Origin of the sequence: Glycomyces sp. NPDC048151 (assembly GCF_043202775.1) — a bacterium.
Classification (GTDB): Bacteria; Actinomycetota; Actinomycetes; order Mycobacteriales; family Micromonosporaceae; genus Glycomyces.
Map to the genome: position 1 here is coordinate 62529 of NZ_JBIDBB010000001.1, position 23165 is coordinate 85693.

Annotated in this window: 20 protein-coding genes; 8 read left to right on the plus strand and 12 right to left on the minus strand. The window is 70.6% G+C overall.

All coding sequences use genetic code 11. From position 1 onward, the window contains the following. Positions 1-303 precede the first annotated feature (303 nt). The gene (locus tag ACGGCP_RS00295) at positions 304-2256 is read right to left on the minus strand and encodes a carboxypeptidase regulatory-like domain-containing protein (RefSeq protein WP_392958905.1); all 1953 of its coding nucleotides are present in this window, start codon (positions 2254-2256) and stop codon (positions 304-306) included. Between the two features lie 378 nt (positions 2257-2634). On the opposite strand from ACGGCP_RS00295, the gene ACGGCP_RS00300 reads away from it, so the two are divergent. Beyond that, positions 2635-2976 carry a sterol carrier family protein gene (locus ACGGCP_RS00300; protein ID WP_392960396.1) on the plus strand — a complete coding sequence of 114 codons (342 nt, stop codon included), beginning with the start codon at positions 2635-2637 and terminating at the stop codon, positions 2974-2976. Positions 2977-3038: 62 nt separating this feature from the next. On the opposite strand, the gene purL is transcribed toward ACGGCP_RS00300, so the two are convergent. The 4 genes from purL to purB form a co-directional block, all read right to left on the minus strand. Beyond that, on the minus strand, positions 3039-5315 hold the full coding sequence (gene purL / locus ACGGCP_RS00305) for a phosphoribosylformylglycinamidine synthase subunit PurL (protein WP_392958907.1): 2277 nt from the start codon (positions 5313-5315) through the stop codon (positions 3039-3041). Further along, complete coding sequence (gene purQ, locus ACGGCP_RS00310) at positions 5312-6010, minus strand: phosphoribosylformylglycinamidine synthase subunit PurQ (protein ID WP_392958909.1); 699 nt, start codon at positions 6008-6010, stop codon at positions 5312-5314. The genes purL and purQ overlap by 4 nt, the downstream gene beginning before the upstream one ends. Next, complete coding sequence (gene purS, locus ACGGCP_RS00315) at positions 6007-6252, minus strand: phosphoribosylformylglycinamidine synthase subunit PurS (RefSeq protein WP_392958912.1); 246 nt, start codon at positions 6250-6252, stop codon at positions 6007-6009. The genes purQ and purS overlap by 4 nt, the downstream gene beginning before the upstream one ends. 107 nt (positions 6253-6359) lie before the next feature. Beyond that, positions 6360-7778 (minus strand): adenylosuccinate lyase, encoded by a 1419-nt coding sequence (purB, locus tag ACGGCP_RS00320; protein WP_392958915.1) that lies wholly within the window; start codon positions 7776-7778, stop codon positions 6360-6362. Positions 7779-7889: 111 nt separating this feature from the next. Between purB and purD the strand changes: the two genes are divergently transcribed. Continuing rightward, the gene (gene purD / locus ACGGCP_RS00325) at positions 7890-9110 is read left to right on the plus strand and encodes a phosphoribosylamine--glycine ligase (protein ID WP_392958918.1); all 1221 of its coding nucleotides are present in this window, start codon (positions 7890-7892) and stop codon (positions 9108-9110) included. 70 nt (positions 9111-9180) lie between these two features. On the opposite strand, the gene ACGGCP_RS00330 is transcribed toward purD, so the two are convergent. The 3 genes from ACGGCP_RS00330 to ACGGCP_RS00340 form a co-directional block, all read right to left on the minus strand. Then, a complete protein-coding gene (locus ACGGCP_RS00330) occupies positions 9181-9990 on the minus strand; it encodes a hypothetical protein (protein WP_392958921.1) in 810 nt (269 codons plus the stop codon). Positions 9991-10239: 249 nt separating this feature from the next. Next, positions 10240-10506 carry a hypothetical protein gene (locus tag ACGGCP_RS00335; protein ID WP_392958924.1) on the minus strand — a complete coding sequence of 89 codons (267 nt, stop codon included), beginning with the start codon at positions 10504-10506 and terminating at the stop codon, positions 10240-10242. Beyond that, on the minus strand, positions 10506-11819 hold the full coding sequence (locus tag ACGGCP_RS00340) for a hypothetical protein (protein WP_392958927.1): 1314 nt from the start codon (positions 11817-11819) through the stop codon (positions 10506-10508). The genes ACGGCP_RS00335 and ACGGCP_RS00340 overlap by 1 nt, the downstream gene beginning before the upstream one ends. A 287-nt stretch (positions 11820-12106) precedes the next feature. Between ACGGCP_RS00340 and ACGGCP_RS00345 the strand changes: the two genes are divergently transcribed. Then, positions 12107-13060 (plus strand): hypothetical protein, encoded by a 954-nt coding sequence (locus ACGGCP_RS00345; protein ID WP_392958929.1) that lies wholly within the window; start codon positions 12107-12109, stop codon positions 13058-13060. 33 nt (positions 13061-13093) lie between these two features. On the opposite strand, the gene ACGGCP_RS00350 is transcribed toward ACGGCP_RS00345, so the two are convergent. Continuing rightward, positions 13094-13486, minus strand: coding sequence for a hypothetical protein (locus ACGGCP_RS00350; RefSeq protein WP_392958931.1), 393 nt, complete (start codon positions 13484-13486; stop codon positions 13094-13096). Positions 13487-13629: 143 nt separating this feature from the next. Beyond that, positions 13630-14844: an arginine deiminase gene (locus tag ACGGCP_RS00355; RefSeq protein WP_392958934.1), complete on the minus strand. Its 1215-nt coding sequence runs from the start codon at positions 14842-14844 to the stop codon at positions 13630-13632. A 92-nt stretch (positions 14845-14936) separates the two neighbouring features. On the opposite strand from ACGGCP_RS00355, the gene ACGGCP_RS00360 reads away from it, so the two are divergent. Together ACGGCP_RS00360 and ACGGCP_RS00365 are read left to right on the plus strand one after the other, a co-directional pair. Continuing rightward, positions 14937-15398 carry a hypothetical protein gene (locus tag ACGGCP_RS00360; RefSeq protein WP_392958937.1) on the plus strand — a complete coding sequence of 154 codons (462 nt, stop codon included), beginning with the start codon at positions 14937-14939 and terminating at the stop codon, positions 15396-15398. Next, a complete protein-coding gene (locus ACGGCP_RS00365; RefSeq protein WP_392958940.1) occupies positions 15395-15784 on the plus strand; it encodes a type II toxin-antitoxin system PemK/MazF family toxin in 390 nt (129 codons plus the stop codon). Before ACGGCP_RS00360 ends, ACGGCP_RS00365 begins: the two co-directional genes overlap by 4 nt. Before the next feature lie 42 nt (positions 15785-15826). Here the strand turns inward: ACGGCP_RS00365 and ACGGCP_RS00370 are convergent, their stop codons facing one another. After that, on the minus strand, positions 15827-17719 hold the full coding sequence (locus ACGGCP_RS00370; protein WP_392958942.1) for a hypothetical protein: 1893 nt from the start codon (positions 17717-17719) through the stop codon (positions 15827-15829). A gap of 209 nt (positions 17720-17928) precedes the next feature. On the opposite strand from ACGGCP_RS00370, the gene ACGGCP_RS00375 reads away from it, so the two are divergent. The 3 genes from ACGGCP_RS00375 to ACGGCP_RS00385 all read left to right on the plus strand — a co-directional run bounded on the left by ACGGCP_RS00375 (position 17929) and on the right by ACGGCP_RS00385 (position 21933). Beyond that, entirely contained in the window at positions 17929-18846 is a 918-nt protein-coding gene (locus ACGGCP_RS00375; RefSeq protein WP_392958945.1) for a hypothetical protein, read from the plus strand. Between the two features lie 533 nt (positions 18847-19379). Next, positions 19380-20351: a hypothetical protein gene (locus tag ACGGCP_RS00380; RefSeq protein ID WP_392958948.1), complete on the plus strand. Its 972-nt coding sequence runs from the start codon at positions 19380-19382 to the stop codon at positions 20349-20351. Between the two features lie 220 nt (positions 20352-20571). Next, entirely contained in the window at positions 20572-21933 is a 1362-nt protein-coding gene (locus tag ACGGCP_RS00385; protein ID WP_392958950.1) for an FAD-binding oxidoreductase, read from the plus strand. Positions 21934-22277: 344 nt separating this feature from the next. On the opposite strand, the gene ACGGCP_RS00390 is transcribed toward ACGGCP_RS00385, so the two are convergent. Then, positions 22278-23132, minus strand: a complete 855-nt coding sequence (locus ACGGCP_RS00390) for an aminotransferase class IV (RefSeq protein ID WP_392958953.1) — start codon at positions 23130-23132, stop codon at positions 22278-22280. Positions 23133-23165 lie beyond the last annotated feature (33 nt).

The window sequence follows — 23165 nt, forward strand, 5'->3', positions numbered from 1 at the left end:
AGTCTGACTCGCATCGACCGACGATGTCGGACCCGTGTGGGACAGTCATCGCATTTCTTCGGTTGGCAGGAAGGCGGATGCGGGTGGGAACGGGCACGCCCTACGCCCGCCCGGCGGGCGTGCCGCCGGAGTACGTCCAGCCGCCGAAGTACCAGCACGCCCCACGCCCGCCCGGCGGGCGTACAGCACCCGGCTCCCCGCCCCCGGACCCCGGCCCCCGGCCGCCGACATCGACCCCCTCGAAAACGGAACGCCGCCCCGGGCAGAGCCCGCGGCGGCGTTCCTTTCGTTCAGTGTTTCCCGTTACCAGGAGCGGGGGCGGTCGTCCCACTCGCCCCAGTTACGGCGTTCGCTGCGCTTGCCGTCCTGGTCGTCGCCGCCCTGGCCCTGCTCGCTGCCGTAGGGCGCGGCGGGCGGCTGCGGCTGGTCGCCGTACTGCGGCATCGCGCGGGTCGCCCCGTAGTCGCCGGCGGGCGGCGCGGGCTGCTCCTGCGGCGCGTACGGGTCGCGACGCATCGACTGGCTCGAATACGGGTCGCTGCTCGGCGGCGCGCTGCGGGGAGCGCTCGGCGGGGCGCTGGGCGCGCTGTGCGAGCCGTAGCCCTGCTGGCCGCCCTGGGACCCGTAGCTCTGCGAGCCGGGGCCGTACTGCGGCGCGCTCGGCGAGCCGAAGCCCTGGTCGCGCGGTCCGCTGGGGGCACCGAAGCTCTGGTCGCTCTGCGCCCCGTAGCCCTGGTCGCGCGGCGCGCTCGGCGCGCCGTACTGCGGCGAGGCGCCCTGCGGGTCGAACATCGAGCCGGTCGAGGGCGGCGGCGTCGGGGACGGGTGCGGGCGCGTCGATCCGAGGTCGCCGTAAGGGCTCGGCGATCCGGCCGGGGACGGCCCGGGGTGCGGCCGGGTCGCGGCCGGGTCCGAGTAAGGGCTGGGCGGGGCCGACGGGGCCGCGTGCGGGCGCGTGGAACCCAAGTCGCCGTAGGGGCTCGGCGGCGCGGCCGGAGGCGGCGAGCCGAGGTTCGCCTGCGGCATGATCTGCGTGGCGTCGGAGGCGCCGGGACCGCCCGGCTGCTTGACGACGGGGAGGATCGTGGTGCCGTCGGGGCCGACCTGGCCGCCCGGCATCGCGGGCGGGGCGCCGAATCCGCCCTGGGGCATGACCTGCGTGGAGTCGTTGCCGCCGTAGGCGGGTCCGAACTGGGTCGGGGCGGCGGGACCGCCGTCGACGAGGCCGCCGGGGTGGATCATCGTCGGCGCGTCGGAGCCGGGCGCGGGCCCGGCCTGGTACACGCCGGGCGTCCCGACCTGGGCGGCCGTGGGCGTGTGGTCCGGCGGGGCGTCGGGCGAGAAGCTCTCGTCGCCGTCGTCGTCCTTGTCCTTGCCGCCGCGCAGCAGGAAGAAGATGCCGACGATGCCGCCGACGACCAGGAGCGCGCCGATCACGATGAGGAAGATGAGGGTGCCGGACATACCGCCGTCATCCTTCTTCTCCGGTGGCGCGCTCGACTCCGCGGCCGTGGTGGGCGCGGCGGTCGTGGCTTCGGCAGTCGTCTCCTCCTGCACCTGCGTGAGGGTGATGTTCATGTTGTACGTCTCGCTGCCCTCGCGGACGGTGAGCGTCTCTTCTTTGTCCTCGTAACCCTCGGCGCTGATCTTCAGCGTCATGTCGCCGGGCGCGATCGGGTTGCTCGAGTCGCCGGTGAACTCGTACTTGCCGCTGCTGTCGGTCGTGGTGTCGTGGGTCCCGCCCTCGCCGTCGGTGAGTTCGAGGTCCGCGTCGGCGACCGGTTCGCCGTTGGAGGTGACCTCGCCGCTGATGGAGGAGACGTTGGCGACGGTGGCGTTGCCGGTGACGTTGATGCCGCTCGACTGGCTCTGGCCCTCGAAGCTGACCGTGAACGTTCCCGACGCCTGCTCGCCGCTCGGCAGGTCGGACTCGGTCACGGTCGTGACGGTGAAGGAGATGGTCCGCTGCCCGTTGGGCTCGACCTGGCTGCACTTGACCTTGTCGGAGTCCTCGCGGGTGCACAGGCCCGCGCCGCCGTCGTTGTCGGTCGCGGCGATGTAGTCGCCGAGCCCCTCGATGTCCGTCCGGACCGTGATGTCCTTGGGCTGCACCGGGTTGCTGTTCATGACGGTGAACGTGACGACGGAGGCCTGGCCGCCGATCGTCACGGGGTTCGGGTTGAACGCCCCGTTGAACCAGCCGCTGACGTCCTGCGCGAGCGCCGCCTGCGGGAACGCCAGGATGCCGAGGAGCACACCGCCCGCCGCGGCGAGGCCGGCCAGGCGAGTGCGCAGGCCACCCCGTCTTCCGCGCCGGGACCGCGGGACGTTAGTCTGGGTCCCGCTCGGTTCGGCCGCTACGGTCATCTACATCCCCTCCTGGGCATGTGCCATCCAGCGCCACTCGCGGCGATCTGCCACGGGCAGGCACGACGAACCCACGGAAGCGGGCCGTCGTCGCCACTATGCCTGGTCTCATTTCGGTCACGGGACCGGGGTGCAGGCACTGCGGCTTTCATGTCGCACCCGGTGGCCCGGGCGCTCAGTCGTAAAAGCACGCCCGTTCGGCGACGTGCCGTAACGGGCAGTCTAACGTGGTTGGGAGGTCCGCTCGTGGACGCTGTGGTCGATGCCATGGCCGCGATCGACAACGATGAGGCTCCCGACCGGGAGACGCTCAAAGTCGCCGTTCGCGAACTGCTGCAGGCACTCGCCGAGAAAGCCCCTGGTCACACCGTGGAGGTGCGGGTCCCGCCGTACGGCGCGGTGCAGTGCGTGGAGGGCCCCAGGCACCGGCGCGGGACGCCACCGAACGTCGTCGAATGTCAACCGCTCGTGTTCCTGCTCCTGGGCACCGGCCGCATGGGCTGGGACGAGGCGGTGTCGACCGGCAAGGTCGCGGCTTCGGGCCAGCGCGCCGACCTCAGCGCGCTGCTGCCGCTCGCGGCGCCGACCGGCGAGCCGTTCGAGGAGTAGCGCACCTTATTACTTATGCGGAACCGCCCCGGAGCCGAAGCTCCGGGGCGGTTCCGTTGACCCTATTCGCCGAGGACGGCGCCGATGCGGCCCTTCCAGGACGCTTCGAGTTCGGCGAGGCCGATGTCGAAGTGGTCCCGCAGGTGGAGGCCGTCGGTGTTGGCGTCGGTCACGCCGAGGGGCGTGATCGGCAGGTTCCGCTGCTCGCATGCGGTGCGGACGGCGAGCTCCTGGCCGCGCGGGATGACCACGAGGACCCGTCCGGAGGATTCCGAGAACAGGTACGTGAACGGGTCGGCCCCTTCGGGCAGGAGGATCTGCGCGCCGAGCCCGGTGTGGCAGATGGCCTCGACGAGGGCCTGCGCGAGGCCGCCTTCGGAGAGGTCGTGGGCGGCGGCGAGCTGCTCGGTCTCGGCCAGGCGGGAGAGGAGCTCGGCGAGCTTCATCTCGTGGTCGAGGTCGACAACCGGCGGGACGCCGCCGAGGTGGCCGTGCTTGACGGCGGCCCATTCGGAGCCGGAGAGCTCTTCGCGGGTCTCGCCGATGAGCGCGATGGTGTCGCCGGTCTTGCCGAGTCCGAGCGGGATGCGGCGGTGGACGTCGTCGATCACGCCGAGCACGCCGATGACGGGCGTCGGGTGGATGGCGTCGCGGCCGGTCTGGTTGTAGAAGGAGACGTTGCCGCCGGTGACGGGGATGCCGAGCTTCTGGCAGCCGTCGGCGATGCCGGTGACGGCCCGCTCGAACTGCCACATGACGTGCGGGTCCTCGGGCGAGCCGAAGTTGAGGCAGTCGGAGATGGCGATCGGGGTGGCGCCGGTGACGGCGACGTTCCGGTAGGCCTCGGCGAGCGAGAGCTGCGCGCCGACGTACGGGTCGAGCCGCGCGAAGCGGCCGTTGCCGTCGAGCGAGATGGCGATGCCGACGCCGGTCTGCTCGTCGAGGCGGATGAGCCCCGCGTCGTGCGGCGTGCCGAGGACGGTGTTGCCGAACACCGAGGAGTCGTACTGCTCGGTGATCCAGGACTTGTCGCACAGGTTGGGGCTGGCGGCCATGTCGAGGACGGTCTGGCGGATCTCCTCGTCGGTGGTCGGACGCGGGAGCGTCTCGGCGCGGTCGACGGCGATGAGGCCGAGGTCGTTCGGTTCGGCGATGGGCCGGTTGTAGACCGGGCCTTCGTCGGCGAGCGACTTGGGCGGGACGTCGACGACGGTCTGGCCGTGGAAGTCGACGACGAGGCGGCCGGTGTCGGTGACGGTGCCGATCTCGGTGGCGAGCAGGCCCCAGCGGCGGGAGCGCGCGAGGACTTCCTCGGCCTTGGCGGGGTCGACGATGAGGAGCATGCGCTCCTGCGACTCCGAGGCGAGGATGTCCTGCGGTTCCATGCCCTGGGCGCGCAGCGGGACGAGTTCGAGGTCGACGTGCATGCCGCCGTCGCCGGCGGCGGCGGTCTCGCTGAGCGCGCAGGTGAGCCCGGCGCCGCCGAGGTCCTGGACGCCGACGACGAGTCCGGCGTCGAACAGTTCCAGGCAGACCTCGATGAGGAGCTTCTCAGTGAACGGGTCGCCGACCTGGACGCTCGGGCGGGCGTCGCCTTCGCCGGTCTCGGAGAAGGTCGCGGAGGCGAGGACGGAGACGCCGCCGATGCCGTCGCGGCCGGTCTTGGCGCCCATGAGGATCACGGTGTTGCCGACGCCGCTGGCCTGCATGGACTGCAGGCGGGTGCGGGGCAGGACGCCGACGCTGAGGGCGTTGACGAGCGGGTTGCCCTGGTAGCACGGGTCGAAGTAGGTCTCGCCGCCGATGTTGGGCAGGCCCACGCAGTTGCCGTAGTGGCCGATGCCGTCGACCACGCCCGGGAGGACCCGGGCGGTGTCGGGGTGGTCGATGGCGCCGAAGCGGAGCGAGTCCATGACCGCGACGGGGCGGGCGCCCATGGCGATGATGTCGCGGATGATGCCGCCGACGCCGGTGGCCGCGCCCTGCTTGGGTTCCACATAGGACGGGTGGTTGTGGGATTCGACCTTGAACGTGACGGCGATGTTCTCGTCGATGGCGACGACGCCGGCGTTCTCCCCGATCCCGGCCAGCAGGCGCGGGGTCTTCGGGTTCTTCTGGCCGAACTGGCGCAGGTGCACCTTGCTCGACTTGTACGAGCAGTGCTCGGACCACATGATCGAGTACATGGCGAGCTCGGACTGGGTGGGACGGCGGCCCAGGATCTCGCGGATCCGCTGGTACTCGTCCTCTTTCAGGCCCAGTTCGGCCCACGGCTGCTTCTCGTCCGGGGTCGCGTCGGCGACGCCGACCGTGTCGACCGCGACGTTGATACGGCTCATCGGCTGACTCCACTGGTGTCGGCGGCCCCGGTGAGGTGGGCCAGGACCGAGGCGACGATGCCGAGCCCGTCCGCGGACGGGCCGGTCAGCTCGTCGACGGCGTGCTCGGGGTGGGGCATGAGGCCCACGACGTTCCCGGCCTCGTTGGTCACCCCGGCGATGTCGCGCATCGAGCCGTTCGGGTTGTCGAGGTACCGGAAGACCACGCGGCCGTCCGCCTCCAACTGGTCGAGGACGGCGTCGTCGGCGACGTACCGGCCCTCGCCGTGCTTGGCGGGGAAGACCACTTCGCTGCCCGGCTGGTAGAGACGCGTCCACGCGGTGCGGGAGGTCTCGACGCGCAGCCGCGCGGGGCGGTTGCGGTAGCGCAGGTGGGCGTTGCGCACGAGCGCGCCCGGCAGCAGGTGCGACTCGCACAGCACCTGGAAGCCGTTGCAGACCCCGAGGACGGGCATCCCCTGGGCCGCGGCGGCCTTGACGGTGTCCATCACCTGCGAGAAGCGGGCGATGGCGCCGCAGCGCAGCGCGTCCCCGTAGGAGAACCCGCCGGGCAGGAACACGGCGTCGACGCTGGCGAGGCCTGCGTCGTCGTGCCACAGGCCCACGGGCTCGCCCCCGGCCAGGCGCACCGCGCGGGCGGCGTCCTTGTCGTCGAGCGACCCGGGGAAGGTCACGACCCCGACGCGCGCGCTCATGCGCCCTCGATGGACACCGAGAAGTTCTCGATGACCGGGTTGGCCAGGAGCTGGTCGGCGATCACGCGCGACTGCTCCTCGACGTTCTGGGCGTTCTCGTCGAACTCGATCTCGACGCGCTTGCCGATCCGCACCGACGCCACGTCGTTCACGCCGAGGCGCGGCAGCGCCCCGAGGACGGCCTCGCCCTGGGGGTCGAGGATTTCGGACTTCAGCATCACGTCGACCACTACACGGGCCACGGGCGCACTCCTGTCGGTCACATGGACGGGACAACAGGGCAAGCATATTCACCGGCCCTGACCAGGGCCAGTGCCGAGCTACGGGGACGGTGCCAGGTCACAGGCATTCATAGGATGTTTCCCGGACGGTAGGACGCGGCCTCAGGGTGCGATTTCGCCGCAGCAGCCACCCTTTCGGCGACACGGTCGACCTGATCCCCTGCGGCGCCGATGAATTCACCCGGATTCGCTACAAGGGCGTCGAGCCCGGCCCGGTCGAGGGGCAGGCGCGGGTCGGCCGCGAGGCGGTCGAACAGGTCGTTCTCGCGCTGGCCGCTCTCGCGCATGGCGTGGGCCACGGCGACGGCGTGCTCCTTGATGGCCTCGTGGGCGTCCTCGCGGCCGCCGCCCTGCTTGACCGCGGCCATGAGGACCTTCGTCGAGGTCAGGAACGGCAGGTACCGGTCGAGTTCGGCGCCGATGACGGCCGGGTAGGCCCCGAAGTTGTCGAGGATGGTGAGGAAGGTCTCAAACAATCCGTCGACGGCGTAGAAGAGGTCGGGCAGGGCGACGCGGCGGACCACCGAGCAGGAGACGTCCCCCTCGTTCCACTGGTCCCCGGCGAGCTCGCCGAGCATCGCGGCGTACCCGCGCACGACCACGGCGAGGCCGTTGACGCGCTCGGACGAGCGGGTGTTCATCTTGTGCGGCATGGCGGACGATCCGACCTGGCCGGGCATGAAGCCCTCGGTGGCGAGCTCGGCCCCGGCCATGAGGCGGATCGTGAGCGCGGCGGAGGAGGGCCCGGCGACGGCCTGGACGAGCGCGGAGCCGACCTCGTAGTCGAGCGAGCGCGGGTAGACCTGGCCGACGGAGTCCATGACGCGCTCGAACCCGAGGTGCCCGGCGACGCGGGCCTCGAGCTCGGCGAGCTTCGCGGTGTCGCCGTCGAAGAGGTCGAGCATGTCCTGCGCGGTGCCGACGGGGCCCTTGATGCCGCGCAGCGGGTACCGCTTGAGCAGGTCCTCGATGCGGTCGAGGGCGGCGAGGAGCTCCTCGGCCCAGGTCGCGAAGCGCTTCCCGAGGGTCGTGGCCTGGGCGGGCACGTTGTGGCTGCGCCCGGCCATGACGAGGTCGCGGTGCTGGGCGGCGCGCGCGGCGAGGCGCACGAGCGCGGCCACGAGGCGGTCCCGGACCAGCTCGAGGGACTGGCGGACCTGCATCTGCTCGACGTTCTCGGTGAGGTCGCGGCTGGTCATGCCCTTGTGGATGTGCTGGTGCCCGGCGAGATCGGAGAACTCCTCGATGCGGGCCTTCACGTCGTGCTTGGTGACGCGCTCGCGGTCGGCGATCGAGGCGAGGTCGACCTGGTCGAGGACGCGCTCGTAGTCGGCGAGGACGCCGTCGGGGACGGTGACGCCGAGGTCGTGCTGGGCCTGGAGGACGGCCAGCCACAGCCGCCGTTCGGCCTTGATCTTGCCGACGGGGTCCCAGATGTCGCGCATCGGGGCGGAGGCATAACGCTCGGCGAGCACATTCGCAGTCACGCGCCAATCATGACATCGCGTCCTCATTTCCACCCCGAGGGCGGTCCCGAGTTGCGGGAACCACTCGGCGTGGCGGTTAACCTGCACGTATCCGCCACGTAAACTGGCGGTGTGCGAGTACTCCTGATCGGCTCCGGCGGCCGCGAGCACGCCCTCGCGGCGTCGCTGGCCGAGGACGAATCCGTCACCAAGCTCATCTGCGCCCCGGGCAACCCCGGCATGGCCGCCCTCGGCGACTGCGTGCCGGTGAACCAGACCGACCCGGCCGCCGTGGCCTCCCTGGCGGTGACCTCCGCGGCCGACCTCGTCATCGTCGGCCCCGAGGCCCCGCTCGTCGCGGGCGTCGCCGACGCCGTGCGCGCCAAGGGCATCCCGGTGTACGGGCCCAGCGGCGAAGCCGCCCTCATCGAGGGCTCGAAGGCGTTTGCGAAGGAGGTCATGGCCGCCGCGGGCGTCCCGACCGCCGCCGCGCGCGTCTGCAAGACCAAGGAAGAGGCCGAGGCCGCGCTCGACGAGTTCGGCGCGCCCTACGTCGTCAAGGACGACGGCCTCGCCGCCGGCAAGGGCGTCGTGGTCACCAGCGACCGCGACCAGGCCCTCGCCCACGCGCTCGAGTGCGAGCGCGTCGTCATCGAGGAGTACCTCGACGGCCCCGAGGTCTCCCTGTTCGTCGTCAGCGACGGCAAGCACGCGAAGGCGCTGCTGCCCGCGCAGGACTTCAAGCGCATCGGCGACGGCGGCACCGGCCCCAACACCGGCGGCATGGGCGCGTACACGCCCCTCCCCTGGGCCCCCGACGACCTCGTCGCCGAGATCATGGAGCGCGTCGCCGAGCCGACCCTGGCCGAGCTCGCCGGGCGCGGCATCCCGTTCGTCGGCACCCTCTACTGCGGCCTCGCCCTGACCTCGAAGGGCCTCAAGGTCGTCGAGTTCAACGCCCGCTTCGGCGACCCGGAGATCCAGGCCGTCCTGGCGCTCCTCGAATCCCCGCTCGGCAAGCTGCTGCACGCGGCGGCGACCGGCAAGCTCGAGGACTACGGCAACCTGTGGTGGCGCGAAGGCGCGGCCGTGTGCGTCGTCGTCTCCAACGAGGGCTACCCGGGCGACACCGTCACCGGGCGGCCGCTGTACGGCGCCGACGAGGCCGGCGTGTTCCACGCCGGGACCGCGCTCGACGCCTCCGGGCAGCTCATCGCCACCGGCGGCCGCGTCCTCAACTGCGTCGGCACGGGCGCCTCGGTCGCCCAGGCCCGCCAGGAGGCCTACTCGCTCGCCGAGGGCGTCAAGCTCGAAGGCGGCTACTACCGCAAGGACATCGCCGCCAACATCTAAGCGACAAAGTGAAGGGCCGGACGCACGAAGCGTCCGGCCCTTCGCCGTTCCAGTCGCAATGGCACGCCGGCTAGAGCCGAGCCGCAACGGGCGACTGCGCGAGCCGCCGCACCTTTCCGAGTTCGATGTTACTGATCGACCCATCGGTGATCTTGCAAGTGAACACGGCTTCGAATGCGACGCCCGAATTGACGACCGCATTCTTCAGGAAGATGCGGTCTTCGATCAGTCGCGTGCCAGCAGCGGTGCCGAATCCCCACGACCCTGCGATGATGAGGACAGACTTCTTGGCAGCGAACGGATTCGCGCACCTGATCATGATTCCCTGATCGGTTTCGAGTTCTCCCGAAGGCCCCTTCTTGCAGTCCATCGAGGAGTCAAGAATGTTGTCGTAGATCTTCGCGTCCTTGCCGAAGTCGCCGGGTCCGTCCGCGGCCCCGAAGCTGAAGGTGTTCGGCAGCTGCCGCAGCACCATGGCGCTCAGGGGATTGGAGTGGGGCCCTCCGAGAAGGATCAGGTTCTCCCGCCGTTGCTCGTCGCTGACCTGGTGCCCGGGGCCAAGCTCGACTTTGCGGACTCCTGCCCTGCGAAGCTGCTCCTTGAGCTGGATATAGGCGTCGAGGTCCCCGAGCCCCGCATAGCCCGCGAGTTCGACGAGGCTCACGATCCCCTCATGGCCTGCCGGATCGTCCCGGTAGTAGTCATTCACGAAGAAGCTGCCGATTGCCACGCGCACGCCGTCGTTCGTTATCGGCTTCCAGAAAGACCGCAGTGCGCGGGTTCTGAACCCGAGGGAAATGCGGCGGAAGGACAAGCCGAGCATGAAGGCGAGACCGGTCGAGCCGAGATTGACGATCACGGCGAGGAGCATTTCAGTCATACCCGGGCCACCTCCAGAACTCCAGGCGAAGTCGCCCGAGGAATCCGGTGCGTCGATTCCGGGCTGAGGAACCATCTTACCGATAACCGCATATGCCAGCGCAACAGCAAATCGGTCTTCTCTGTTGCGCCCGTGGGCGATCCCAGTCGCTGCTAATTGGATCCCTTTCGGGCGATTGATAATTAAACAATGTTTCTGAATAGCGCTGCGCGAACCCGAACACAGCGGGCCCGCGCAGCGCGGGCAGACTCACCCGTCGCACTCCCGGATCGCCGAGGACCAGATTCGCTTGGCTTCGTTGATGATCGCCTCGTGGCGCTGGACGGCCCAGTCGACGTGGAGCGGTTCGGAGATGCGCAGGCCCGGCTCGTGCGAATCGAGGTAGACGACCGAACCGAGGACGGTCGGCTCGGTGCCGGAGAAGGTGACCCTGAGGCGGTGCTGGCTGAAGACCGCGTCGAAGTTCAAGTGGCGGTCGCCGATGACGGCATGGGCGATGAGGCCGGTGAATTCCATCAGGCCACCGCCGTTCCGCTGGAGTGGAGGGACAGTCGCGGGAGACGCGGCGCGGGCGGCTCGAACCGGATCGCTTCGGGGGGCGTCCGGGTCAAGACCGGCGCGATGGTCGGGCTCGGTACTGCGCAGCGTGCGGTGACGCGTGTCGGCTGGCCGGGTGCGGGTCGGCTTGGGGCTCTTGCCGGTTCCAGCGGTCGCGGCGAAGCGACGACGCCGATGGTGAGCACCCAGAGCAGGCAGCGCAGGAACCAGGACACGCGGTCCCGCAGGTCGGGAGCGGTCGGTTTGAGGTGGTCGTCGTAGAGGGGCTGTGAGTCGGTCAGGAACTCCGACCAGGCCCGTTCGCGGAGACCCGTGAAGCGGAAAGGCTCGGGGCCGGAGTCCGGTTCCGGGGGATCATCGCTCCAGAACCGGGGACGGCGTGAAGCGGGCGGCGCCGGCCGCCAGACGACCTCCCGAGGCGTTCGCGGCGGCGAATCCTGCTCGGCCGAGTCGTCATCGCCCCGGTTCCTCGGAGGTGCAGCGGCACCCGGCGCGGCGGGTGTCGCGCAGCTGCCGCTGATCCATCCCGGGTCGGGACTGCGAAAGGAGAGGTCCGGGACCGAGTCTTCGAGGTCGAACGCGGGTGGGCGAGCCCTGCGCTCGGCGGCGGGCCGCTCAGGTCGGTAGGCGGGGCGTTCAGGGATGGCGCCCGCACCATCTCGGGGGTTGCCTGAGGCCGCGATGCGGTCGGGGGTCCAGTCGCCGTGGGCGTCCCAGCGGACACCGGTCGCGGCGAAGTCCGGCGGCTCGGGGTCGCCGTCGTGCCAGTCCCATGGCGCGATCGGGTCCGGCCGCTCCCCCCGCCGATGACGCCCGGTGCGGCGGTCCGGGCGCCAGCGCGGGTTGCCGTACGGGCCCGGGTCGTCGGGGTCGAACGGCTTGCCGCCGATCATCCACGTGTCACCGGGCCTGTGGCGCAGCCACATCGGCTCGTAGCGCGGCGAGACCGGCTCGGAGTCAGGCGCGTGCGGGTCGCACAGGTCGGGCCTGGTCTGGTACCTGTAGGCGCCCGCGACCTCGGGGTTCGGGGAGCCGTCCGGGAGGAAGAGCAGCCTTCCGGCCCAGTCGAAGTAGCCGCCCGCATCGGGGATCAAGCCAGGGTTCTCGGGGTGCGGCCACCGGTCGTGGCCTGCTTCGCGGGTGCGGGTCTCGACCCAGTCCTCGGAGGTCCGGCCTGGAGTGAAGGTGATCGGAGCCTGGACGTTTTCGCGCCCGTACGAGTTTCGCTCTGGTACGCCGCCGCCGTTTTGGCGTAGGCTGACGCTGACCATGGGAGGTTTCCTTCCTGGTTTATGGGTGCGGGCCGCCGAACTTTCTGCCAAGAGCCGTACGGCGGCCCGCGTTTCCTATTCAATTTGCGCGTCGCGCTCAGGTGAGCACGAACCGCGTTTCAAAACCCTGACACAACTCTTGTGCGAATTCAACGCACGACACGCTTCAGTGCAAGAAGTGTCTAGATGCCCTCGGTTCCCTACTGCACCAGTGCATTCACGAACCCACAGACACCGCTTGGTCCGATAGATTGGCCGAACCCCTCGACCTATGGAGCGAATCGGCCGTGCCTCGCACTCCCATTTCCCAAGCTCAGCTTCAGAAGCAGCGTCCGCGCCCGGAATTCGAACACCTCGGCGACGAGGGCTACCGGAATTTCACGAGCGGCCTGCCGTCACCGGTTCTCTCCGCAGCCTGGACACTCGGGCTCACCGCTCCCCTGCTGTTCCTCGTCGCGACCATTCCAGAGCCCTTCGCTTCCACCTTCATCAGCGCGCAGGCTGCCGCCGCGATAGCCCCCGGCCTCACCTGGAGCGCGGCCGGACTGTGTGCGATCGCGACGGTCGGTTTCACGCAGATCATCAAGCGCCGTAACGGCGGCCGTGCCGTAGCCCTAGCCTTCACGCCAGTGGTCGCCGCCGCGCTGCTGCTGTGGTCGAGCTGGTACGGGTTCGACATCGTGGACTCGGAGGACCTCTGGATCTTCGCTGTCCCGGTCTACGCCGCCGTGAAGCTCTGCTGGGCGGCGAGCCTGCTCTTCGGCCGGACCGCCCGCGACTGGTTCGCCGAGCCGCTCGGCACCTACGAGGGCGAACGGCCCGACCCCCAGCCGCAGACGCCACTTGCGGCCGCGATTCCCCTCGCGACCATGTGGACCGCCTTCGTCGCCGTCCCACCGCTCACCGCGATCCCCTGGCTGCCAAGCGAACCACTCTCGGTCGCCGGTCTCGACCCGGAACAGCTCAACTACCTGCAGAACGCCGCCGTCGTCGGATGGAACTGGACAGTGCTCCAGGCTGTGGCCCTCCTCGGACTCCTCACGCGCCGCCGCGTCGCGCGTCTCGCCGCGATCGGCGTGTCGCTCGCGACCGCGCTGGCGGGCACGGTCCTAGCCGCTCTGGCTTGGCACGTGTTCGGCTCGGCTGGAACGGGAGTCGTCATCGTCGCAGTCGTCGCCGCGCCGCTGCTGTGGGCGGTGCTGCTGTCCTCGCCGCCCGCCCGCGGGCGCTGGCACCGTTGACCGGCGGCTGGTGACAAGTCCGGTTCCGGCTTCTCAGCGCCCGATGCGCTCGCGCAGACCGTTGAGGTAGTTGTTGCCGCTGAGCTTTGGATGTGCCTCGTACAGGAGCGCGAACGCGCCGCTGACGATCTGTTCGACGAGGTCCTCGAAATCGGGGCTTGCAAGCCAGACCCGGTGAGGATCGAAGTCGTCCTTGGCGCATCGCGGGGGATGACTGTTCGAGGACACGACGACACCGCTGCCGACCTTCTCGACGCGGTAGGTAAGCCCCTGAACGCTCATCGACGTCTCCACGACTCCGTCACGTTCCAACGCCGAGGGAAGGTACTGCCAGGCAAGGGCGAAGTCCAGCACCGGATTCAGCGCAGCCGAGAAATCGCGGCCGCCGATGACCAAGTCGACGTCGACTCGGAACCGGTGGTACACGAACTCGCTCTCGGGTATGTCCTCCCAGGTCCCGAAAACACCGTGCTCGGGGTTCGTAGGTGCGGGAACCCAGTCCGGGTCCCACGAGTCATCCCAGTCGCGCCGCCGGTAGCCAACCGTGAAAGGAACTCCGGTCGGCCCGTTCAGAGGGCATCGCGGGAGATCGGGCAGGACATGCACCGCGGGCCGCCCCGGCCCGAGCCGAGTTCGGAGCCGGAGATCGTCATGACCTTGATGTCGGCGCGTTCGAGGCGGGCGTTGGTGACCGTGTTGCGCTCGTAAGCGACCGCGACGCCGGGCGCGAGGGCGAGGGTGTTGTTGCCGTCGTCCCACTGCTCGCGTTCGGCCGTGACCACGTCGCGGGCGCCGGTGTGGATGATCTCGATCCGGTCCACGCCGATCGCCTCGGCGGCCGCGTCCAGGAACCGCCTGGGGCCCTTGATGTCGAGACTTTCGCCGCCGTCGGCGCTGGTGAGCGTGAACGCCTCCAGGCGCTGCTCGGCCGGGGCGTACATGACCATGCGGTCGCGGTCGACCATCGTGCACACCGTGTCCAGGTGCATCGTCGCCCGCCGCTGCGCGATCGGGACGACCAGCACGGTGTGGATCCGGCCCCGCGCGAACGCCTTGCGCGCCAAGCGCTCAGCGCCCGCAGGCGTCGTGCGCTCGCCGACGCCGACGGCCAGGACGCCCGGCGCCAGCGCCAGCACGTCCCCGCCCTCCAGGTGCTCCAGCGACGGGTCGTACAGCTTCGGCACACCGGTGAAACGCGGGTGGTGGTGGTAGATCAGGCCCGTCAGGGTCGTCTCGCGCCGCCGCGCGGGCATCGCCAGGCTGGTCACGGCGACCGCGTCGCCGACCCACACCGCGGAGTCGCGCGTGAACATCATGTTCGGCAGCGGGTCGATGACGAACTCGGTGGGGCGCATCATCTTGTGCCGCAACGACAGCGAAGAGCCGAACTCCTCCTTCGTCAAGCCCTCCACCAGGACCGCCGCCAGCCGCTCGGGCTCGAGGTCGGCCAGGAACGCCGCGAGCTCGCGTCCCAGCGTCTGCCCCAGGCGCGGGTCGGCGGTCACCGAGACGCCCACGGCCGCGCGGGCCTCCGGCAGCTCCAGGCACTCGGCGAGCAGCTCGCCGATGTACAGGACCTCGACGCCCTGGCCGCGCAGGGTCGCTGCGAACCGGTCGTGCTCGTCCTGGGCGCGCTCGACCCAGGGGATCCCGTCGAACAGCAGCGCCCCGTTGTTGCGCGGGGTCAAGCGGCGCAGCTCGCCCCCGGGGCGGTGGAGCACGACGCTGCGCAGGCGCCCCACCTCGGAATCGACACCGAAAGCAGGCGCGTCTTCAGCACTCATGATCTGAGGGTAGACGCGCGGGGGACGAAGATCAACTTATCTCTGTTAACGTGGACAGACTGAGCGTTACGACTACCCCCGGGACGCCCGATTTGACGCAACTCGAACTCGTCATCCCGTTGCGGGCCACCGCGCCCGGACCCGATGGCCGGAGGCTGGATCCGGCGCTGGCCCCGTGGCGCGCCGCCGTGACGTCCTCAGCCGACCCCTGCATGCTCCTGGCGGCCGACACCCGGATCGTCGCCGTCTCGCGCGCCGCCCGGCACGTGCTCGGCTTCGGCCCCGACATCGAGACGGCGATGCCGCGCTTCCTCGACTCGGGGATCCGCTTCCTCGACTTCACGGCCGGGGCGCACCCGCTCACCGACGCCGAACTGGCCCGGCTCGCGCCCGTGCAGACGCTCCAGACCGACGCCCTCGAGCGGAGCCTCATGCGCATCGACCACCGCGGCGTGCACCGCACGTTCGACGTGACGGCCTCGCCGCTGCACTCCCCGCCGCGCCTGGACGCGGTCGGATCCCTGACGTTCCTGACCCCGATGGGTCCCGCGTGACGGAGCCCGTTCACGCGGAGCAGGCCGCGGTCGCGGAGGCAGGCCGTCCCTCACCAGGACGCGGCGAAGTCTGGTGGGCGGATTTCGAAGGGCGGCAGGCGGTCGTGCTGCTGTCGGGGGACGAAGCGTCCGGTTTCTCGGCGGTACAGGTCGTCGCCCCCGCGGGCACCGATCTCAACGGCGCGGCCGTCGAGGTGACCGTAGGCGCCGCCGAAGGACTGCCCCTCGAAGGCGTCGTGCGGGTCGCGCTGCCGCGCCCGGGCCTCATCCCCTGCAACTGGCTGGTCACCCTGGACAGGGACGACCTGACCGAGCACGCGGGCGTCCTGCCGCCCGCGAAACTCGGCGAGATCGAGGACGCCCTCCGCCTCGGCGGACTCGAGTAGCCGACGAAAGACGGGCCTCGGCGCTTCACCGGTCCTCGGTCGCTACGGGTTCAGGTCGTACACCAAGGCGGTCTCGGTGCGCTCGACCTCGACGCCGAACGGTTCGGCCTCGGTGTCCAGGCCGTCCCAGTCGCTGCCGGGCAGCGAACCGGGGACGACCACGACGGTCTCGATCCCGGCCTCGCGCAGGGACGCGACCGCGTCGTCGCTCGGGAAGCCCATCGACATCGACCGCAGGCCCGCCTGCTCGTCCGGCGTGAACGCGGCGACGCCGTTGGCGACCTCGGGGAAGCCGTCGATGCTCCAGTACTGCACCTTCGTGTCGCCCCCGCCCGCAGGCAGGAACAGCACCGGCCCCTCCAGCGCGGACATGTCGACGGGCGCTTCGGGCACCTCGACATACGGCGCGACGGTCAGCCCCTCCCACAGGACGAGGACCGCCGGGAGGAACAGCAGCGCGTGGACCCGCCTGGGGGCCTTGACCTTCAGGCGCTTGTCGAGACGGGCGCGGTGCGCCATCTCGTCCGCTTCGTCGGCGATCCGCGTGAGCGTCCCCGCCGCGAGCACCGCCATGATCAGCGTCAGGTAGATCGCCAGGCGGCCGGGCGTGCGGATCGCGTCCCAGCCGGGCGCGTACTCGTACAGCAGCGCCCACGCCCACGCGCCGTCGTCGAGGAAGTTGGGGCCCATGGCGACCGCGAACACGACCGCGCCGCCCAGGGCCAGCCAGAACCGCTGCCAGCCCGTCCAGCACGACCACACCAGGCCCGCCACAGCGAGCGCGATGAGCGTGAAGCCGACGAGCAGCGCCTGCTCGGGCGCCCACGTGAGGTCGGCGCGCGCCGCCTCGTGCGCGACGCCCCACACCCGCGACTCCTCCGGCGCGATGATGAAGCTCTGCCAGGTCGGGGCGAACCAGGAGATGTACTCGACGTCGCGGATCGACTCGGGGTAGGCCTCGGCGACGACCGCGTGCTTGTCGGCGATCCACAGCACCCCGAGGCTGAACACGGAGCCGCCGATGCCGTTGGCCGCCAGGGTCTTCCACTGCAACCGGGGGCGCTTCACGAGCCAGTGCAGGCCGACGACGACGCCGACGCCGAGCAGCAGGTAGACGAACGGGATGCCGAGCCCGGCGCCGATCGCGAACTGCCACAGGGCGGTGAGCCATCCGGCGAGGATCCAGCCGGGCCGCTGCCGTTCCGGTTTGAAGCCGCCGCGCAGCGAGTAGCCGTGGCCGCGCGCGAGCATCGCGAGCGCGAGCGCGATGCCGCCAGCTGAGAGCACCTGGAGGTGCCCGGCCTGGCCGAGTTTCCAGGGCGCGTAGGCGAACGCGGCGGCGCCGACGGCGGATCCGGCGACGCGGGCGCCGAGCTGGCGCAGGAGCGCGTAGGCGCCGAGGAACGCGAGGGCGAACGTGAGGATGTAGAGGACGTTGTAGACGACGAGCGCGCTGGCGGGGCTGGTGGCGAGGAGCGCGGCGGGCGCGTAGCCCATGAGGGTGTCGGTGAAGAGGTAGGCGTCGTCGAGGGGCCAGAAGCTGTTGGTGTCCCAGATCCCGGCGGGGTTCTCGCGGAGGGCGTGGCCGACCCAGCCGAGGATGTAGGTGAGCAGGAGCGGGTCGCCGGTGTCGTGGGGGATGCGGTCTGACAGGTGCTTCGCGAGCGGCCAGGTCATGGCGAGGGCGAGGAGGACGCTGGCGAGTCCGGCGAGGGTCCATTCGCTGCGGGCGGCGCGGCGCAGGGCGCGGCCGAGGGCCCGCCAGCGGCCGGGGCGCACCGTCTCGGGCGGGTGCTCGCCTCCGGCGAAGCGCTGCCAGCGCTCCTCGTGCTCTTGGAAGCTGGCGTCGCCGGTGCCGGTCCGGGGGCCGTCGCCCTCGTCGGCGCGGGGTTCGGGTGCCTCGGCGGCTTCGGTGTCGGGCGCAGGTTTGGCCATGGGGTTCTCGCGGTCCTCGCTCGGTGTCGTCCCGCACATCCTACGGACGGTCGCGGCGGCGGATACCGGCGCATGAGGACGGATCGCGGAATCGGCCGGCTCCGGGCCGTCACCTTTCCCGAGCCCGCTCGTTGAACGCTGTTGAGACCTGATTCCCGCTAACGATCAGGTCGTCATCCGGTCGAAGACGCAGTTGGAGAGACGCAGGCATGGGAAGTCACACCACGAAGCCCGGCAAGCAGTCCCGGGCCCAGACGCGTCCTCCGCTGCCGTACCCGGTGAACGACGGCCGGGTCGCGCCCGCGATCCAGGAGGCCATGGACCGGCGCGCGCACCGGCGGAAGTCGCGCCTGGCGGCGATCTCGGCGGCGGGGATGCTCGCGGTCGGCGGTGCGGCCGGGGTGAGCATCGCGACGGCCGACGAGCCCGAGTCGGGCAGCAGCAGCGAGGTCGTGTTCAGCGGCGACTGCGGCACCCTGGGCCTGGTCTCGGCGACCTCCTTCCCTGACGCGTCGGAGCTGACAGTGGAGCAGGGCTCGCAGGTGCGGTACAGCAACGAGCTGGGCACTGACGCGAAGCTGCACGTGGGCGACGAGGTGTACGAGATCGGTTCGGGCTCGAGCCAGGTGTTCGAGATGAACCGCTCGGCCGAGGTCGCGATGGTCCCGAACTGCCACGGCCTGTTCGCCGAGTACGAGTCGGCGCAGGTCCGCGTGGTCGAGGCGCAGGCCGACGGCTCGCAGTCCGGCGAGGGCGAGTCGGGCGAGGACGTCGAGCTTCCCGCGGCCGACGACGGCGCGGACGAGCCGCAGGGCGACACCCAGGACGACTCCGGCGAGTCGGAGGACTCCGGCGAGGCCCAGCAGGGCGAGGTCGCCGAGGAGCCGGTCCCGGCGGCGGAGGAGCCCGCCGCCGATGAAGAGGTCAACGCGTTCGGTCCGCCGCCGTCGTCGTACGACCCGGACGCGGGCGGCGACGCCCCGGTCGACGACGAGGTCGTCGCGGTCGACCCGAAGGCCGTCGCCGACGGCGCGAACGGCCTGCTCGCGCTGGTCGCGATCATCTGCCTCGTGGGCGTGGCCGCCGCGGTCACGCGCACCCTTCTCAAGCAGCGGGCGACGGCATGACGCCGGTCCCCGTCCCGAGCCCGGCGCCGCAGGCCGCCGCGACCGCTCCCGTGCACGGCTCCCCGAAGGCCTTCGGCGCGCAGGCGTCGTGGGTCCCGGGCGGCCGGGTGCGGAACCGGCGCGACCGGCAGCGTGCGGCCCGGTGCCTCACCGGCCCCGACCAGGCCCGTGTTCCGCGGGCCTCCAGGCCGAGGCGCGGTGCGGTGGAGTCTCCGTGAGGCACTGAGACGCGGGCGCTCGTTGATGGTCATTTCCTCCCCAGGTCCCACTCCGAACGCCGGTCCCAGTGCCTCACGGCCTGCCGTTTTCCAGACTTTCCAGCGCAGCGCCCGCCTCGGCGGGCGCTTCGCCGTTGCCGGGTCCGGGTGTGCGAGGGACCATGGAGAGAGCAGTATCACCGGGGTGGTCCAGGCGGCGTTGTGCAACCGTTACTGAACTCTCAATCAACCCTGCTTGTGGTCGCTTCGACGACTGCTTTAGCGTGGGCCGCAGCATTTCGTAAGCGCCCCCCGCTCTGAAGCAAGGTTCCTGTTGTGACCTCCCAGACCAAGCACGCCCCTTCGCGACGGCTCTGGCCCTTCCTCGCCGTCCCGGCCGTCGCCGTGCTCATCGCGGCCGCGATCTACATCGTCGACCTGTCCGGGGACGACGGCGGGGGCGGCGGCTCGGCCGACGCGACCCTGCCCGGCTCGCAGGAGTCCGCCGGCGAGGACTCGTCGATGGAGCCCTCGGACGAGGAGAAGCGCCTCGCGGCGCAGGCGCGGCTGCAGGCCGAACTGGACGCGGAGATCGGCGAGTACGTCGCGGGCCTGGAGGACGAGAACTTCTACGCCTCGGTCGCGGTGGACGACACGGAGTTCCAGCTCGCGTACGAGGGCGACGTGCAGCACGACACGGCGTCGATCGTGAAGGTCGAGATCCTGACGATGGTGCTGGAGGCGTACGGGACGCTCGACGAGGTCCCGGACTGGCTGCTCGACCGCGCCGAGTCGATGATCAAGGACTCGAGCAACGACGCCACGAACGACATGCTGTACGGCGGCACGTTCGACGACGGGCACGACGCGATCCGGCAGGCGCACATCGACTACGGGCTCGAGCACACGAACCCGAACGAGACCGAGCAGTGGGGGAAGACCCAGACGACCGCGGTGGACCAGCTGCGGGTGCTGGAGCTCGCGCTCTACGAGGGCGTGCTGGACGCCGAGCAGGTCGAGTACGCGCGCTCGCTCATGGGCGACCTGTCGGAGGAGCAGCAGTGGGGCGTCTCGGCGGCCGCCGCCGAGGGCGAGACCGTGTGGATGAAGAACGGCTGGGACACGCGCGACGTCATGGGCGGCGAGTGGGTGGTGAACTCGATCGGCGTCATCGACGGCGAGTCCGAGCAGCCCATCGAGATCGCGATCCTCACCGGCGGCTCCGCTTCCGACGCCGAGGGCATCGAGCGGGTCGAGGAGCTCGCGAAGATCATCCGCGGGGTCATCGACACCGACCCGTACGCGTAGGCCGCCACTCCTTCGGATCGGCACGCCTCGGCCGCCGCCCGTTCGGGCTGGCGCTCCTGGACCTCGCCTCGACTCTTTCGGGTGACATGCCGACCCGCTAGCCCAGTTCTCGGGCGTGTCTTGTCGTACCCGGGCGGGATGGTTGCGCCGGGTCCTTCTTTCCCCTCTAGTGGTGGGTGGGGGTTTGTGGATGGCCGATTGCGGGCCTTACGCTCGCGGGATGAGCGATCTGATCTCCGCGTTGACCGGGGCCGGGCTGTCGCCCGTGACCGATCCCGACGTCCTGGCCGCGCATTCGGTGGACCACGCCGCGCTCGTGCCGCCCGGCCGGGCCGCAGCGCTCGTGCGGGCCCGGTCGACCGAGGAGGTCAGCGCCGCGATGCAGGTCGCCGCCGAGTTCGGCGCTCCCGTTGTCCCCCAAGGGGCCCGCACCGGGCTCGCCGGGGCGGCCACCGCCGTCGACGGCGCGATCCTCCTCGACGTCTCCGGGATGGACCGCATCCTCTCGATCGACCCCGTCAACCGCCTCGCGGTGGTCCAGCCCGGTGTCCTGAACGCCGCGATCACGAGCGCCGCAGGCGAACACGGCCTGCGCTACAGCCCCGACCCGGGTTCGTGGCAGATCTCCACGATCGGCGGGAACATCGCCACCGCCGCCGGCGGCATGTGCTGCGTCAAGTACGGGACGACCCCGGAGTACGTGCTGGGCCTGGAAGTCGTGCTCGCCTCCGGCGAGGTCATGCGCTGCGGGCGCGAGACTGCGAAGGGCGTCGCCGGGTACGACCTGGTGCGGCTCTTCTGCGGTTCCGAAGGGACCCTTGGGATCATCACCGAGGCCACCGTGAAGCTCTCGCCGGTCCCGGCCGGGCGGCTCACGCTCGCGGCGGTCTTCGCGACCACCGCCGACGCCGGGCGCGCCGTCACCGCGATCATCGCCGCCGGGGCGCAGCCGAGCCTGCTCGAGCTCATCGACAACGTGCACCTGAAAGCCCTGGAAGCCCTGCGCCCCATGGGACTGCCGACCGAGGCCGCGGCGATGCTGCTCGTCGCGGCCGACGCGAACCCCGCCGAGGAGCTCACCGCGATCGAGGCGCTGTGCGAGGCCTCCGGGGCCACCGAGGTCTACCGGGCCACCGACGCCGAGGAGGCCGACGCGCTGCTCGAATCGCGGCGCTCCGCCTATCACGCCATGGAGAAGCTGGGCACGGTCCTGGTCGACGACATCGCGGTGCCGCGCTCCCGCCTGGCCGAGGCGCTCGACGGCGTGCAGGCCGCGGCCGCGAAGCACGGCGTGGTCATCGGCGTCATCGCCCATGCGGGCGACGGGAACCTGCACCCGAACATCATCGTCCACCCCGAGGACCCGGCCTCGCTCGAAGCGGGCCGGGCCGCGTTCGACGAGATCCTGGAGATGGCACTCGCCATGGGCGGCACCATCACCGGCGAGCACGGCGTGGGAATGCTGAAACGCGATTGGCTCGCAAAGGAAGTCGACCCGGTGAATCTCGCCGTGCAGCGGCGGATCAAAAGCGCGCTCGACCCGCTCGGGATCCTCAACCCCGGCAAAGTCCTCGCAGGTTGAACGGCCTGCGACACTGGGGAAGTTGAGTCGCGGAGACGCAATTTCGATGCGCCCGATACGGTTTCGTGTCGTTCCTGTTACACGTTAATGGGGCCGCAGCGCTTGCCCATTCGCTGCGGCCCCGATAAAGTGGAGGAGCTCCACTTTTCATTGGCACCAGTAGGGCTGTGCCCGATTGCCCTTACTGGTTTTGTGCCCCCGGATTGTTCCGTGCCTCCCGGAAGACTGCCCATGTCAATCCGTTTGGCTTGTCGGCGTGACCGGAACACTCATTACTATGAGGACCGTCTCTGGGCGTGGCCTGTGCTGAGCCTGAGAAGAACCTGGGAAACGATGTCAAACCGTTACTCGGGGACCTCGAACCCGGCGAGTTTGTCCAGCTCAGCGGTGATGTCGGGGCGCTGGGCGACAGGCTCGCCGTCAATCTGAGTGATGAAGGCCACACCGCGCACGGAGGAGCTCAGCCACGCCGCCTCGGCGTTCTTCAAGTCCCCCACCGAGATCAGCTTCTCGACGGTCTTCAGACCCGCCTTCGGAGCCTGCTCCAGCAGGTACGCGCTCGTCGTGCCCGGCAGGATGCCCGCGGAGGTCGGCGTGGTGCAGAGCGTGTCGCCCTCCAGCCACAGGAGCGAGGAGGTCGGGCCCTCCAGCGCGAATCCGTCGGCCGAGACCCACAGGGCGTCGTCGGCGTCCTGGGTCTTCGCCCAGCGGGTCACGGCCATCATCGACGCGTACGAGAGCGCTTTGACGCCGCCTAGAAGCCACGGGGCTTCGCCCCGCGCGTCGGCATTCACCCCCAGGGTCGCCGTGGCGATCTTCAGGCCGTCGCGCCGCGGCAGGATCCGCTCGCGCGGGACGGGGTCGACGGTGGCGTAGACGGTGGGCGGCCCGCCGTGCTCGCGGCCGCGGGTCGCGACGAGGCGCAGCGCGCCCTCGCCCTCGGCCCGTTCGCGCCATGCGACGAGGGCCTGCTCGGCGAGCTCGGCCATGTCCTCCTTCGCGGGCAGCTCGAACTCCATGCGGCGCGCGGAGTTCGCCATCCGGTCGAGGTGCTCCGAGAGCAGGAAGGCCTGCCCGGCGCGGACGTTGATGGTCTCGAAGACGCCGTCGCCCCGGAGGACCCCGAGGTCGTCGGCGCACAGGAGCGGCGCGTCGGAGTCGACGACGCCTCGGTGCAGTACTGCGGTCACTAGTGCCATGCGCTCATTGTGCTCCTCGGCGGGTGCGAGGTG